15 protein-coding genes and 1 tRNA gene are annotated in these 14,201 nt (G+C 61.2%); 6 read left to right on the top strand and 10 right to left on the bottom strand.

What is annotated here, in order from left to right:
- Positions 1-37 precede the first annotated feature (37 nt).
- The 3 genes from rlmB (at position 38) to ELH03_RS37300 (ending at position 1,615) form a co-directional block, all read left to right on the top strand.
- Positions 38-928 (top strand): 23S rRNA (guanosine(2251)-2'-O)-methyltransferase RlmB, encoded by an 891-nt coding sequence (rlmB, locus tag ELH03_RS07150; protein WP_105005708.1) that lies wholly within the window; start codon positions 38-40, stop codon positions 926-928.
- Positions 929-1,254: 326 nt separating this feature from the next.
- Positions 1,255-1,413, top strand: coding sequence for a hypothetical protein (locus tag ELH03_RS37305; RefSeq protein ID WP_003558513.1), 159 nt, complete (start codon positions 1,255-1,257; stop codon positions 1,411-1,413).
- A gap of 64 nt (positions 1,414-1,477) precedes the next feature.
- Complete coding sequence (locus ELH03_RS37300; RefSeq protein ID WP_164902628.1) at positions 1,478-1,615, top strand: hypothetical protein; 138 nt, start codon at positions 1,478-1,480, stop codon at positions 1,613-1,615.
- Between the two features lie 32 nt (positions 1,616-1,647).
- Here the strand turns inward: ELH03_RS37300 and ELH03_RS07145 are convergent, their stop codons facing one another.
- Positions 1,648-2,067: a hypothetical protein gene (locus ELH03_RS07145; RefSeq protein ID WP_197727785.1), complete on the bottom strand. Its 420-nt coding sequence runs from the start codon at positions 2,065-2,067 to the stop codon at positions 1,648-1,650.
- A gap of 219 nt (positions 2,068-2,286) precedes the next feature.
- Positions 2,287-2,362, bottom strand: a tRNA-Thr gene (locus ELH03_RS07140).
- Between the two features lie 158 nt (positions 2,363-2,520).
- Here ELH03_RS07140 and ELH03_RS07135 point away from each other — a divergent pair.
- From ELH03_RS07135 to ELH03_RS07125, 3 genes are read left to right on the top strand one after another with little or no spacing between them, the layout of a single operon-like run.
- Positions 2,521-3,294: an NAD kinase gene (locus ELH03_RS07135; protein WP_128404395.1), complete on the top strand. Its 774-nt coding sequence runs from the start codon at positions 2,521-2,523 to the stop codon at positions 3,292-3,294.
- 4 nt (positions 3,295-3,298) lie between these two features.
- Entirely contained in the window at positions 3,299-3,814 is a 516-nt protein-coding gene (locus ELH03_RS07130) for a hypothetical protein (RefSeq protein ID WP_128404394.1), read from the top strand.
- 34 nt (positions 3,815-3,848) lie between these two features.
- On the top strand, positions 3,849-4,877 hold the full coding sequence (locus ELH03_RS07125; RefSeq protein WP_130766210.1) for an alpha/beta hydrolase family protein: 1,029 nt from the start codon (positions 3,849-3,851) through the stop codon (positions 4,875-4,877).
- A gap of 69 nt (positions 4,878-4,946) precedes the next feature.
- Here the strand turns inward: ELH03_RS07125 and dhaL (ELH03_RS07120) are convergent, their stop codons facing one another.
- The 8 genes from dhaL (ELH03_RS07120) to ELH03_RS07085 all read right to left on the bottom strand — a co-directional run bounded on the left by dhaL (ELH03_RS07120) (position 4,947) and on the right by ELH03_RS07085 (position 14,035).
- The gene (gene dhaL / locus ELH03_RS07120; RefSeq protein ID WP_128404392.1) at positions 4,947-5,603 is read right to left on the bottom strand and encodes a dihydroxyacetone kinase subunit DhaL; all 657 of its coding nucleotides are present in this window, start codon (positions 5,601-5,603) and stop codon (positions 4,947-4,949) included.
- 61 nt (positions 5,604-5,664) lie between these two features.
- On the bottom strand, positions 5,665-7,764 hold the full coding sequence (locus ELH03_RS07115) for a bifunctional sugar-binding transcriptional regulator/dihydroxyacetone kinase subunit DhaK (RefSeq protein ID WP_128404391.1): 2,100 nt from the start codon (positions 7,762-7,764) through the stop codon (positions 5,665-5,667).
- Positions 7,765-7,921: 157 nt separating this feature from the next.
- The gene (dhaL, locus tag ELH03_RS07110) at positions 7,922-8,572 is read right to left on the bottom strand and encodes a dihydroxyacetone kinase subunit DhaL (protein WP_130766209.1); all 651 of its coding nucleotides are present in this window, start codon (positions 8,570-8,572) and stop codon (positions 7,922-7,924) included.
- 14 nt (positions 8,573-8,586) lie between these two features.
- Complete coding sequence (locus ELH03_RS07105) at positions 8,587-9,582, bottom strand: dihydroxyacetone kinase subunit DhaK (RefSeq protein ID WP_128404389.1); 996 nt, start codon at positions 9,580-9,582, stop codon at positions 8,587-8,589.
- Positions 9,583-9,604: 22 nt separating this feature from the next.
- The gene (locus ELH03_RS07100; protein WP_130766208.1) at positions 9,605-10,375 is read right to left on the bottom strand and encodes an SDR family oxidoreductase; all 771 of its coding nucleotides are present in this window, start codon (positions 10,373-10,375) and stop codon (positions 9,605-9,607) included.
- 58 nt (positions 10,376-10,433) lie between these two features.
- Positions 10,434-11,420: a substrate-binding domain-containing protein gene (locus tag ELH03_RS07095; RefSeq protein ID WP_130766207.1), complete on the bottom strand. Its 987-nt coding sequence runs from the start codon at positions 11,418-11,420 to the stop codon at positions 10,434-10,436.
- An 88-nt stretch (positions 11,421-11,508) separates the two neighbouring features.
- Complete coding sequence (locus ELH03_RS07090; RefSeq protein WP_128404386.1) at positions 11,509-12,513, bottom strand: ABC transporter permease; 1,005 nt, start codon at positions 12,511-12,513, stop codon at positions 11,509-11,511.
- A 43-nt stretch (positions 12,514-12,556) separates the two neighbouring features.
- Entirely contained in the window at positions 12,557-14,035 is a 1,479-nt protein-coding gene (locus tag ELH03_RS07085; protein ID WP_128411744.1) for a sugar ABC transporter ATP-binding protein, read from the bottom strand.
- Between the last annotated feature and the right edge of the window lie 166 nt (positions 14,036-14,201).

Raw genomic sequence — 14,201 nt, 5'->3', positions numbered from 1 at the left:
GCCTATGCGGCAGCGAGCGCCATGGCTATAAAGCTGCATGAGCAAAGACAACAAATCCGGCGGCAAGACCGCGACAGACCCATCCGCCAAGGATACGCATTACGCCACTCTGCGGCGCGCCCACCGTGACGCCAAGCGCGAACGCGGGGAGATTCCAACGCCTCAGCCGCAGAAGCGAAAGCGCGGCGGCGAAGACTGGAAGCCGCCGGCGCTTGCGCCCGACCAGGTGCATCTCTATGGCCTGCATACGGTGCGCGCGGCGCTCGACAATCCCGAGCGCAAGAAGATCAAGCTGTTCGTGACGCAGAACGCGCTCGCGCGCCTCGAAGTCGACGTCGAGGCGCTCGGCATTCCCTTCGAGATCGTTTCGCCGCAGGAGATCGACAAGGTGCTCGGCCCCGAGGCGATCCATCAGGGCGTGATGCTGGAAACACGGCCGCTTCCGGTACGCCGACTCGAAGCGCTGAAGGACAGCCCTCTCCTGCTCGTCCTCGATCAGGTGACCGATCCGCACAATGTCGGCGCGATCATGCGCTCGGCCGTCGCCTTCAATGCGGGTGCGGTAATCACCACGCAGCGACATAGCCCGACCGAATCGGGCGTGCTCGCCAAGTCGGCCTCCGGCGCGCTGGAACTGATACCTTATATACAGGTTACCAATCTCGCCGATGCGCTCGGTGAATTGCACAAGCTCGGCTTCTCCACCATCGGCCTCGATTCGGAAGGGCCGGCGCCGCTCGAAGGCACCTTCTCCGGTGAGAAAGTGGCGCTGGTGCTCGGCTCCGAGGGCAAGGGGCTTCGGCAGAAGACGCGGGAAACTGTCAACGCACTTGCCCGTCTCGACATGCCGGGCGCAATCAAATCGCTCAACGTCTCGAATGCGGCGGCGATCGCACTTTATGCGGCGCGGCTCCACCTGAAGGCATAGGCCGGCCGCAGCAAGGGCTGCCGGTCGGTCCGTCCATCGGGCTGCGCGCCGTATCACCTGCATAGGCCACTTCGACGGGATAGACGATGATCCGTGACATACAGCGCCGCGCGTCTTTTCAGACGCGCAATCGATTCGGATTTAAGCAATTGTGCAGGAGTTCGATCCGGGCGACAAATGGAAACGGACACGCACAACGCTCGTGCAACGCCCGACCGATGCCAGAAAAATCCACTTTTGCCTTGGAATGACGCCCCGGAGCACTATGATCGGGCAATGATCGGTCGTAGCGACCGGCTCAGAAGTAAGAAGGAACGATCCCTATCATGGCCATTCGACCGCTGATTTTCGGTATCCTTTTCATTGCGGTCTTCGTCGTGATTATCATCAGCATCATTTGGGTGGACACGTCGCACCCCATCCACCAGCCCGATCCTCTGTCGCCGACGGCGCCCGGCCCCGCGACGCCGGGACAGGTGCAATAATACTGGCAGGAACGCCGACGGCGATCATGCGTTAATCCCGGAATCGAACGAGGATTGAACGCTTATGCGCATAATGATCGCCGTCGTCGCCTTCATGGTCGCCTCCGTGCTTAGCATCGCAATGATGTCGCCCTCCGGCGCCGGGCAGACCGGCCATGGCGATCGGATCGAGGCGAGCGTCAACGAACCCGTCACTCATTAAAATAACGGCCCGGGTGATCCGGGCCGTTATTGTCAGCTGCGGTAGAGCCAGAACGGCATACCGCGATCACGATCACGCCACTCGCGGCGCTCCTGCCAACGCTCGGCACGCCACCGCCGCCAGTGACGGCGATCGTCGCGCCAGTCGGACCGGCGCCAATCGCGCCCATCGCGCCAGCTTCGGTCGTCACGGTCGCGATCACCTCGCCAGCCACGGTCGTCGCGGTCGGGATCACGTCGCCAGCCATCGCGAATTTGAACGATATCGCTCTGCGCCGCTACCGCCGGCCGCTCGGCCGGCATGGCGGCCGCCGGTGCGACGGACGCGAAAGCCGCACCGACGGAAATGGTTGCGGCGAGAAGAAGATGTGCGAGCTTCATGGCTGTTTCCTCATTGATGATGAGGCGAAGATAAGCGGGCGCGGCTGAATTGGCGGTGAAGCAGCCCTTCAGACGCGGTTCATCAAGCGATACGTGCCGATTTGAAAAAATCTGCCGGTGCGATCGAGCCAAGCAGCAGTGAACCCCGGCTATGAGTTGGCAGGCCGTATCGCGCGGAAAGATGGTGTAGCTAACCGGAGAACCAGTCCGCCTTCGTTCCTGACGGAACTACGGCGCGACAGCCTCCGCTGCTCTCTTCGGCTCGCCGAGCCGAGCTCAAAGAGCGTAGGCTGGTGCCCCCGCCAGGGTTCGAACCCGGGACCCCCTGATTACAAATCAGGTGCTCTACCAACTGAGCTACAAGGGCAATAATTGCCCAACTAGCAGATTCTGTGATTCTGTAAAGGGAAAATCCGCGGCCGCGCGGACAGGTCGGCTGCAGCTCAAAACGCTTCGCGATAGAAAACGTCCTTGTCGCGCAAGGCCTTTATCCTTTAGCTAGGGCAGCATCATAAAGGGCATTGCATGGGCCGTTCATTTCAGACGCTTTCCTTTCTCGCCTCACCAACGACGGAGGCGCTTGCCGCGCGCGAGGAGTTGATTCGCATCTATGGTGACGTACCGGCTGACGAAGCCGACGTCATTGTCGCACTCGGCGGCGACGGTTTCATGCTGCAGACGCTGCACAGCACCATGAACTCCGGCAAGCTGGTTTACGGCATGAATCGCGGCTCGGTCGGCTTCCTGATGAACGACTATCGCACCGACCGGCTTCAGGAGCGCATCTGCGTCGCCGTCGAAAACGTCTTCCGGCCATTGCAGATGACGACGGCCAACGCCGACGGCACCAACTCGACGGCGCTCGCTATCAACGAGGTCTATCTTTTTCGCCAGTCCTATCAGGCTGCGAATCTGAGGGTCATGGTGGACGGGCGCGTTCGTCTGGAGGAACTGATCTGCGACGGGCTGATGGTGGCGACACCTGCCGGATCGACGGCTTATAATCTTTCCGCCCATGGCCCGATCCTGCCACTCGAGGCGCCGCTGCTTGCCATGACGCCGGTCAGCGCTTTCAGGCCGCGGCGCTGGAGGGGCGCTCTGCTTCCGAACAAGGTGACCGTCGATATCGACATTCTCGAGCCGGAGAAGCGACCGGTGAACGCAGTGGCCGACAATACCGAGGTCAAGTCGGTGCTGCATATCCGCATCGCCCAGTCGGAGCATGTGACGGCGCGCATCCTTTCTGATCCCGACCGCTCCTGGTCCGACCGTATTCTCGCAGAGCAGTTCAAGGATTGAGACGATGGCAATGCGACGGATATTGTTGACCAGCCTCCTGCTTGCGGGTTGGAGCATTGCAGCGGCGGCCGCGCCGGCGCAGGATGCCCTCCTGCCGGCATCGGTGATTTTCGCGACCAGCACCGGCTACTGGGAGGACGACGGCAACGCACCGGCGGTCGAGCGGGTGCCGACGGGCGCCGAGAGCGTCGCCAACCCCGAGGGAAAGGCCGCGCAGCGCCACGGCTACTACAAGCTCTTTGCCGTCCGCCAGCCGGACAGGACCTCGAAGGTCTACCTGCAGCAGATTGCCCAGACCGAGACCGGCCCGGCGATCGCCTCGACCATCGAGCTGCAGGAGTTCAGCGACTTGAAACCTTACGTTACCGATATACGCCCCGAGAATTCGAACGGCATCATTAAGGAACCGGGGCTCTTCGCCACGGTCTATCTGAAGACCGATCCTGCCGCGGAGCCAGATGGCTGGACAGTGCTGATCGACGAATTCGGCGACATCACCGTGGAGAAGGCGACGAATTGAACGGCGCGGAATCGTTCAGAGAGGCATCCGAGAAATGAAACTCGGCTTTCGCGATGGCGTCCTCTACGACAAGAAAAGGTCGAACTGGGACGCAGCCGGCCCCAGGCCCATCAGTTGGTCCCTCTGGTATCCCGCTGCCGATGACACGCGGGAAAGCGAGATACCGGAAAGAAGCTGGTTCCAGAAAGCGGCTGTCGCCCGTGATGCACCCATCCGGCCGGAAGCCGTGCCCTATCCCCTCGTGCTGTTGTCGCATGGTACCGGCGGATCCGCGGCCGGGCTGGAATGGCTGGCGCGACGCCTGGTCGATCGCGGATTTGCAGCGCTCGGCGTCAGCCATCACGGCAATACCGGCATCGAGCCCTATCGCGCTGAAGGCTTTGCCTGCCTTTGGGAGCGGGCGCCTGACCTAAGCTACATGCTCGACCACCGCGACGAGTGGCTCAGCGATCTCTCTGGCCATATCGATACGAATAGTGTCTTCGCAGCGGGATTTTCGGCCGGAGCCTATAGCGTGATGCTGCTTCTTGGAGCCGTCGCCCAGTTCTCGCAGTTCGAACCATCGAGGATGAAGCCGGGTGGCGCGCGTGGACCCTGGGAATTTCCCGACCTTGCCGATCATATCCCGGCATTGCTGCGCACCAGCGATGTGTTTCGCGATTCATGGTCCCACATGTCGAAGTCCTACCGAGACGACAGAATCAAGGCCGCGCTCGTTTGCGCACCGGGTCGGTCCGTTCTCGGTTTCAGCGAGGAAAGCCTGAAAGCTGTCGATGCGCCCGCCCTTATCCTGGTCGGTGATGCCGACAGGGCGGCTCCGGCCGAAGAATGCTCATCATGGCTGCATGCGCGGCTGCGGCGCAGCGCCCTTAGAATCTTCGGTGACGGCCTTGGACATTATGTCTTTGTGCCGGAGGGCACCGCGCTCGGCCTCGCCTTTGCGGCAGAACTCTTTACCGATCCCCCCGGCATCGAGCGCGCAGCCATTCATGACGAGATTGCCGATCTGTCGGCAGCGCTGTTTCAAGACAGCGGCATCCGCGCGGAAAAGGCCACGAATTGAGGATGCCCTCGGGGAACGAAGACGCATTGCTCCGCGCAGGTGACATGCATGCGAATTCTGTCGCCGCTCCTACTCTTTCACCCTGTCGCCGGCGAAGGTTTCCTTCATCGCGCGCAAGATGATGACTGCCGAGGCCGCGCCTGGATCGATGTGTCCGAGCGATCTCTCGCCGAGCCGGGCCGCCCTTCCCCGGGTTGCGACCATGGAACGGGTCGAATTCGCGCCGGTTTCGGCCGCCTCCAGTATGCTGGTCCACATTTCGAGGCTCCCGGCCGCCCGCGCCCGTGCAGTAACGGCGGCTTCGGTCGCGGGAATCCAGGCATCGAGCATCGTCTTGTCGCCGCGCTGGCCCTTTCCGCGCTCGCTGATACCGGCTGTCATCGCCTCAACAATCGCCGCCTGATCGGCAGTTGAAAGGTGTTCGTCCTGTTTCAGGACTTGGGCGGCCCTGCGAAATGCCGTGGCGTAAAGCGGTCCGGTGGATGCACCGACGGCATTCAGAAAGGCTGCCGCCGCCGACGTGAACACCTCCGACGGAAGCATGTGGTCGAGGTCGAGTTTCGCGAGTTCCCCGTTCACCGCCGTGAAGCCGAGCACCATGGTGATTCCATGATCGGCGTCGCCGATGGCCCCGTCCAAATCCGAGAGACGGTCCTTCTCCGCCGCGATCGCAACGGAGATGCGATGAAACATCCTGCTAAGGTGGCGCGCCGCGCTTTCCGACATCATGATCCTCCCAGTTCGAGCAGGATGCGGCCCGTGTCAGCCGGGCGCATCTCTTATACCTTCAGTTCGCGACCCGCAGGAACGCGGTATCGCAAGGATGATGCAACAATTCCGTCAATTCCTGATCGAGGTGCAAGATCGATATCGATGCACCGACCATGTCGAGCGAGGTGCAATAGTGTCCCACCCAATTCGCCTCTATCACGATGCCTTTCGCACTCAGCCGCTGCTCGACACGTCGGAAGAGAATATAGAGCTCCATCAGCGGCGTTGCGCCGAAGGAATTGACCAATACTGCGACGCGGTCGCCCGATGCCGGCTTCATTTCCGCGAATATGCGATCCATCACCCGATCGGTGATTTCATCGGCGGTCATCATCTTTTCGCGAATGACGCCGGGTTCACCATGGATGCCCATGCCGATCTCAATGTCGTCGGGGCCAATTTCAAAGTTGTGGCGACGGGTCTGGGGAAGCGAGCACGGTTCCAATGCAACGCCCATCGTAAACGTCCGTGCATTGGCCTTGCGCGTCGCCGTTTCGCAGGCGACAAGCGACAGACCACGGTCGCAGGCCGCTCCGGCGACCTTGAAGATGAAGAAATTGCCGGCGACGCCGCGCCGGCCCTCCCTGTCTTCCAGCGGCGATGAGGCGATGTCGTCCGTCGTCACGACCGTGCGGACCGCGATGTTTTCCTCCGCCGCCATCTCGGCTGCCATCTCGAAATTCATGACGTCGCCGGCATAGTTGCCGTAGACGAAAAGCACACCCTCTCCGCCGGACGCCGCCCTGGTACATTCAAGGATCGGGCCGGGAGGCGGCGACGAGAAGATATTGCCGACAGCAACGGCATCGGCAAGACCCTTCCCGACATAGCCGAAGAACGCAGGCTCGTGTCCCGTGCCGCCGCCGATCACAAGACCGACCTTGCCGGCGCGCGGTCCCGTCCGGGCAACGAGCGCACGGTGAGAACTGTCGACCGGCTCGAGATAGGCAGCATGTGCCTTCACTGCCCCATAGAGCATTTCCTCGACGACCTCGTCGGGATTGTTCAGAAATTTCTTGATGTGAGTGCGAAAACCGGTCGCTGGCGGCGTGCCATTCTCGACCCTCGGGCGCTGCAAAAGCTTCTGGTCGACCTCGGTCACACCGTCCGCATGTAGGATGCCGCGGCCCGTCGCGGCATCGGTGATCAGCACGTTGACATAGCCGCCACGAAGGGCTGCGAGGATTGCCGGCACCTTGTCGAAACCGCCGGCGACAGCGATACGCAGACCGATCTTCTTCAGCATGTCGAGTGATATTCCGATCGTGCGGTCGTCCAGCGGCCCCGCGACCGGGCGGCCCTGCCCGTCGATGAAACGTCCGGCGACGATGCCTGCGGCATCTTTCGCCAGATATTGCTGCAACGATACCGATTCGAAGAATCCGCTGGTATGGATGGTCGAATTCGGGCGCATGGAGGCGATACCGAAAATCACCTTGTTGGCGTGTGAAAGCGCCTCGAACTGACTTTCGATCAATGGCTCACGCAACAGGATATTGCGGACATCAGGAGCGGATACGATCGCCGGAGCTGCGATATTGATCAGCCGCGCGTCCACGGCATCGGCAAAGGCCGCGGCGCAAAGTTCGGGTGTATATGCGAATGTCGCACTGGTTCCGCCGGTTGCCTGGACCACGGTGACGTCCTGCAGGCCGGTTATCGAGGTCTGCTCACCGACCGCCATGACCGTACGGCCCCAGACGACGGCCAGCGTATCACCGGATTTCAAAAGCCTCTGCAGCGCCTGAGCGCCTGCGCGCCCGAGACGGTCGATGAGCGGGCGGGTATTGTCGTCGCTCGGAACGACGAGACAGTCCTGCAGACCGAAATGCCGTTTCAACTCCTGAGCAATCGTCAGCGAACTCAGGCGCGACGGCTCGATGGAGATATTGACGATACCGCGGGCGCGCGCATCGGCGAGATAACTGTTCACCGTTGCCCGCGAAATTCCCATGGTTTCGGCAATGTCGCCCTGCGTCATGCCGTCCTCATAATAGAGCCAGCAGGCCCAGACATAGGGATCATCGCCAAACCGCAGCGGGATGGGCTCAGACGCATCGTCGGCGCTGTTTCGCACGCTACCGTTCTTCCGCGCTGATGATGTCTTGACGGTCATCCTGTCTGGCTTCCCTGCGAGGTTCAAATCGCCCGCGAAGATGAGCGTAAAGGCTCCGCTTTTCAACATTCTCCCGCACAATGATTTCGGGCTGCCAAAGCGGCTGGAAAGATAATGCTCGGGAGGATCACGGGCTCTCGCCAAAGCCCGCTGTTTTTCATGCGGATGGCCGAAGCCTTGCCTCTACGCCAAGTGCGAGCGACTGGAGGATCAGCGCGCAGGAAGTGGCGCCAGCATCCAGAACACCAAGCGAACGTTCGCCAAGCCTGCTTGCCCGGCCGATCCTGGCCACCAGATCGCGGGTGCTGTCCCGGCCGGCCTCCGCGGCCGCGACGAGGATATTCAGCGATTCCGCAAACGACTTTCCATCGCTATTGGCCAGATCGAACGCCTCTATGGCGGGCACGAGCGTATCGAGAAGGGTCTTGTCGCCGACTTTCGCGGATCCGATCGCTTGAATACCTTCAAGACCATTGTGCAGCATTGCGCTGAACATCCCCGCATCGATCTGTGCAGCCTCTTCGATCGTTTCAGCGAACTGAATGAACATGACGCCATAGAGCGGTCCCATGGACCCGCCGATTTCCGTCATCAGCACCGTGCCGAGCGTGTCGAGAGCTTCTGCGAGCGACATGTCTGCGCCCTTGATCCGTTCGGCTGCCATGCCAAATCCCTTGGCCATGTTAACCCCGTGATCGCCATCGCCGATCTTGCCGTCAATCTCGCTGAGATAAGCGCGATTCTCGATGATCCGATCCGCGAGCGAGAAAACGATGTCACCCGAGGAAGCGTTGTCAAATTGCTGCATTCGCCTGTCTCCCATCAAGGCATTGCCGGGCAGTGGACATCGACGTCGAGTAGCGTCTTCAACTCGTCGTCAAGCGCCATGACGGTCAGCGTCGCACCGACCATTTCCAACGAGGTGAAGTAATTTCCGATATAGGTCTTGTAGATTTTCAGTCCGCGCCCGGTAATCTCGGTTTCGATCGTGTCGTGAAGGATATAGAGTTCGTTCAAGGGCGTCGCGCCAAGGCCGGAGACGATGACGGCCACCTCGGTTCCGGATGTCAGGCCGTGATCGTCCAGAACGATCTTGGCCATTTCGCGTGCGACCTCGGCGGCAGGCTTCAGCGGCTCGACCCGAACCCCCGGCTCGCCATGATGGCCAATGCCGACCTCCATCGTGCCCGGCGCAATCTGGAAGTTGGGATGCCCGACGGCAGGCAGCGTGCAGGGACCGAGGCCGATGCCGATGGAGCGGCAGTTGTCGATCGCCCTTTGCGCTGTCGCCTGCACTTCCTCGAGGCTCGCCCCCTGCTCCGCCTTGGCGCCTGCGCATTTCCACATGAATATCTCGCCGGCGACGCCACGTCGCTTCTCGCGCTCGTCCGGTCCGGCCGAACATACATCGTCATTGGCAACGACGGTCGCGATCCTGATGCCCTCCTTGGCGGCGAGCTTGATCGCCATCTTCACGTTCATGTTGTCACCGGCATAATTGCCGTAGAGGCAGACGACGCCGTTGCCGCCATTGGCTTCGCGCGCGGCATCGAGAAAACTCTTGGCCGTCGGCGACGAAAACAGCTCACCCACCGCGACGGCATCCAGCATGTTGCGTCCGGTATAGCCGATAAAGGCGGGCTCATGGCCGGAACCGCCACCGGTGATGACGCCGACCTTGCCCGCGACGGGCGCATGGCGCGCAACGATGACGCGCGGATTGCCGTTGCCGAGCCTGACCATATCCGAATGCGCCTTGACGAAGCCCTTGACCGTATCCTCGACGACCTCGTCCGGATTGTTGATAAACCGCTGCATGCTTCCTCCTGTTTTCCGCGTGTCAGACAATGGTATAGCCGCCATCGACCAGAAGATCCGCGCCGTTGATCATCTCGGCGCCGCTCGATGCCAGAAACACCGCCGCCGCAGCAATCTCCTCGGGATAGGCGAAGCGTCCCGTCGGGATGCGCTTCTTCAGCTCCTCTCCGCGCGGGTTATCCCAGGCCTTTCTTCCGAGCTCGGTCAGAACCACTGTCGGCGAAATCGTATTGACGGTTATGCCGTGTTTCCCCCACTCGGCGGCGAGCGTCTTGGAAAGGCCGATGACGCCGAATTTGGAGGCGCAATAAGCCACGTGCTGACCGATAGCGACCGTGCCGGCCTGCGAGGCGATATTGATGATCCTGCCGCCCTTGCCGGCCTTGAGCATGACCCGGCCTACAGCCTGTGAGACGAGAAACGTTCCCTTGAGATTGATGTCGATGGTTCTGTCCCAGGCCTCCAGGGTGAGATCCTCGGCGGGGGCGAGCATCGCGACACCGGCGCTGTTGACGACGATGTCGATATGGGCGAAGGCCGCCTGCGCCGCAGCGATGACGGCTTCCACCGATTGCGGGTTGGAAACGTCGCAGACGAAGGATTTCGCGCCATTTCCGAGGGCGTCGGCCTTGGATTTCGCGACGGTTTCATTGATGTCGATCACGCCGACGACCGCACCCTTGGCGGCAAATGCCGATGCGATGGCATCGCCGATGCCGGAGGCGCCGCCCGTTACCAGGGCGACCTTGCCGCCCAGCGAAAAATTCAGATCAATCTGTTTTGAATCGGTCATAGATCTTTTCCCGGCTTGTCTGAGAAATGGGGCGGGCGAACCCGCCCCACACAATGGATTATTTACGTGTCGCGAGCAGCTTGTCGACGTTGTCGGCCGTCACCGGCGTCCACGGCACATTGTAGTTCTTGTCCTTGCCGTCGTTCCACGGCATGTCTTTGTAGGTCGCCCAGATATCGGACTGCGGCTTGTAGTTGCCCTTCTTGGCGTGGACGATGGCAAGGTCGAGAGCGCCCTGAGCCTGTGCACGTGCGTCCTGCAGGATCGACGTCATCTCGCCGGCCTTGACGGCGCGAAGAGCGTCGGTGATGCCGTCGATGCCCGCAATCGCAAAGCTCTTCTCGTCGAGCCCCGCAGCCTTGATCGCCTCGATGGCGCCGAGCGCCATCTCGTCGTTCTGGCCGATGACGCCGTTGATCTGTTTCGGGTGCGCGGTCAACCAGTTCTCCATCAGCGTCTGCGCTTCGGCACGTGACCAGTTCGCCGTCTGGTCTTCGAGGACCTTCACGTCAGGGCATTCGGCGAGCGCCTTCTTATTGCCTTCCAGGCGCGAGATCTGTGCAGACTGACCGACCGGGCCTTCGAGGATGACGACATTGCCCTTGCAGCCGAGCTTGTCGAGGACGGTCTTGGCTTCCATATAACCCGAAATGGTGTCGTCGGAACCGACATAGGAAGTCAGCAGGTCGGAATTGACGCGGGTGTTCGAACCGATTACCGGAATACCGGCATCCGCCGCCGACTGTACGGCTGCTGCGCCTGCATCGACGTCGATCGGTGCAAAGATGATCGCATTGTATTTCTGCGTGACCATCGTCTTGAACTGATCCTGCTGAACCAGCGCGTCATAGCGACCGTCGAAAACAGTCAGCTCGACCTCGCCGCTCTTGACGGCCGGGTGCTCCTGCATCGCTGCCGCCCAGATCTGCATGAACTCCGCATTGAGGCCGTAAGGGGCTGCCCCGATCTTGATCTTTTCCTGGGCCACGGCCGACGAGGCCAGCAAGGCAGTTGCCGAAGCAAGCACAATCATAAGCTTTATCATTTCAATCTCCTCCACTTTAAGTTTTAGCGGCCGGCATGGCTCGCCTCTGCAACGGGCCGGCAGGGGCCGGCACGGTTTCCGATGGGGCTCAGGCCCCGTAAGTTCGCTTCTGGTCGAGCATCACGGCGCCGACGATCAGGGCACCTTTCAGCACCTGCTGGTAGTAGGATTGGATCCCCATCAGATCGAGGCCGTTGTTCATGACGCCGATGATGAGCGCGCCGATCAGCGTGCCCGTCACCCGGCCGACACCGCCCGACAGACTTGTGCCGCCGATGACGACCGCCGCAATCGCGTCCAGCTCATAGGCAATGCCCGCCTGCGGCAAGGCCGATCCCGTCCGGGCGCTGAGCAGCATGCCGGCAAGACCGGCAAGACCGCCGGAAATGACATAGACAATGAAACGGATGCGGCCGATGTCGATACCGGAGGTCTTCGCCGCATGCGGATTGCCTCCAACGGCATAGATGTAGCGGCCAAAGCGCGTCCGGCTGAGGATCCACCACGAAGCCGCGAAAACAACGGCGAGAATGATGACGGGGGCCGGAATGCCGAAGACGTCGCCGGTGCCGATCCACCGGAAGGCCGGCGTCAGCGCGGGAACGGGGCGACCGCCGCCATAGATCAGCGTCAAGCCGCGCGCGGCCGAAAGCATGCCAAGAGTGGCGACGAAGGCCGGAACGGAAAATCGCGAGACGATCGCCCCCGATATCGCGCCGCAGGCAACGCCGACCAGAATGCCGACCGCAAGTCCGATGGCCACCGGATAGGGCGCACCGGCGATCGCCGCCGTGGCAGAGGTCGTCGAGAAGCTGGCGCTGACAATACCGGCAAGCGCCACGACGGAACCGACCGAAAGATCGATGCCGCGCGTCAGGATCACGAAAGTCATGCCGATGGCAAGCACGCCGTTGATCGAAGTCTGCAGCAGCACATTGGAAATATTGCCGCCGGTCAGGAAGAACTCGTTCGAGAACGAAAGGACCACCACGAGAAGCAGAAAAGCGAGAAAGATACCGTATTCCTGAATCAACAGCCGCCGCCGATCCGAACTGAACCAGCCGCCGGCATTGCTCTCGTCGCTCTCTGACACTCTTGCTCGCTCCTCTGGCGCCGTACGGATGACCTGATCCTGATCAGGTCGATAGGTGGACGAGTGATTGGGCATCCGTTTCCTCCCGGCTGTAAATTCCCGCGCTCCTGCCGGCGCGCATCACCATGATACGGTCCGACATGCCCAGAACTTCGTCGATCTCCGATGAGATCATCACGACCGTTCCGCCGGCCGCGGCAAAATCACAGATGATGCGGTAGATTTCGCGCTTGGCGCCGACATCGACACCACGTGTCGGCTCATCGAGGAGCAGCACCTTCGGATTGCGCAGAAACCATTTTCCGAGCACCACTTTCTGCTGATTGCCGCCTGACAGGCCCGAGACAGGCATGGTGTCGCGGGCGGCCTTGATCTGAAATTGCGCCTGTATCCGGCGGCTGGCCTCGGCCTCGCGACGGCGGCTCATGGCAAAGGAAGGGCTCATCTCCGGTAAGCTTGCCATACAGATGTTGGCACGAACGGAGTCGGAGAGATTGAGCCCCGTGAGCTTGCGATCCTCCGTCACCAGCGCCAGGCCACTTGCCATCGCATCCGCCGGCTTCGACACGGAGATGCGGGCACCGTCGACGACGATCCTGCCGTCGGAAGATTTTTCGAGGCCAAAAAGGCAATTGAAGATCTCGGTTCGCCCCGAGCCCATCAGCCCGTAGATGCCGAAGATCTCGCCCTTGCGGGCGGAGAAGGAAATATCCTCGATCTTGTTCGGGCAACTAAGGGCCGTAACCTCAAGGCCGGTTTCGGATGTCGGCGTGTTGGTCTTGACATATTCCTCGGCCAGCTCCCGGCCAACGATCATCCGGATGAGATCAGGACGGCTGATCTGCTTGAGATCTCCGCTGCCGACATAGGCGCCGTCGCGAAATACGGTATAGGAATCGGCGATCTGGAAGATTTCCGAAAGCCGGTGCGAGACATAGACGATGCCGCGTCCCTGCGCCTTCAGGCGCCGGATGGCCGCGAAGAGCTGCTGAGCCTCTTTCTCACCGATTGCCGAGGTTGGCTCGTCCATGAAGATGACCTCGGCATCGTGGCTTAGAGCCTTGGCGATCTCGACGAGCTGCATCTGCGCAACGGAGAGGTTCATCATGTATTGGGTGGCGCGGATATCGAATTCGAGATCGTCGAGAAGCCCTTGGGCGGACCGATTCATCGTCCGGAAATCGATACCGCCGAAACGTGTCGAGGGCTCGCGGCCGAGATAGATGTTTTCCGCCACCGTCATGTGCGGAACCGGGCTCAGTTCCTGCTCGATGATGGCAATGCCGGAGGCGAGCGCGTCGGCGGGGCTGGCAAAGTCCACTTCCTTGCCACGACGGCGGATCGAGCCAGCATCGCGATTATGGATACCCATGAGGATCTTGAGAAAGGTCGACTTGCCTGCGCCGTTACCGCCGCAAAGTGCGTGGACCGAGCCGGCGCGAAGTTCGAAGCGGCCGTCACGCAATGCAGCGACACCACCAAAGGACTTCTTCAGCCCTTCCACATCCAGCAAAAGCTCCACCCTCTTCTCCTCCACGCATGCACCGGCAACCGATTGGCGGGAGCCGATCGACATCGGTGATCTCCAGCCCCGATATCAATTGTGACATTATTCGACACAGACTCGACAAATGTCAAGTCAGTGTCGAACATATAAATGTGAGGGCGGCTCAGCGGACCTTCCGCCG

It is taken from the genome of Rhizobium beringeri (assembly GCF_004306515.1).
Classification (GTDB): domain Bacteria; phylum Pseudomonadota; class Alphaproteobacteria; order Rhizobiales; family Rhizobiaceae; genus Rhizobium; species Rhizobium beringeri.
Note: the sequence above shows the minus strand (reverse complement) of the source record. Positions and strands in the feature narration are given on the sequence as shown.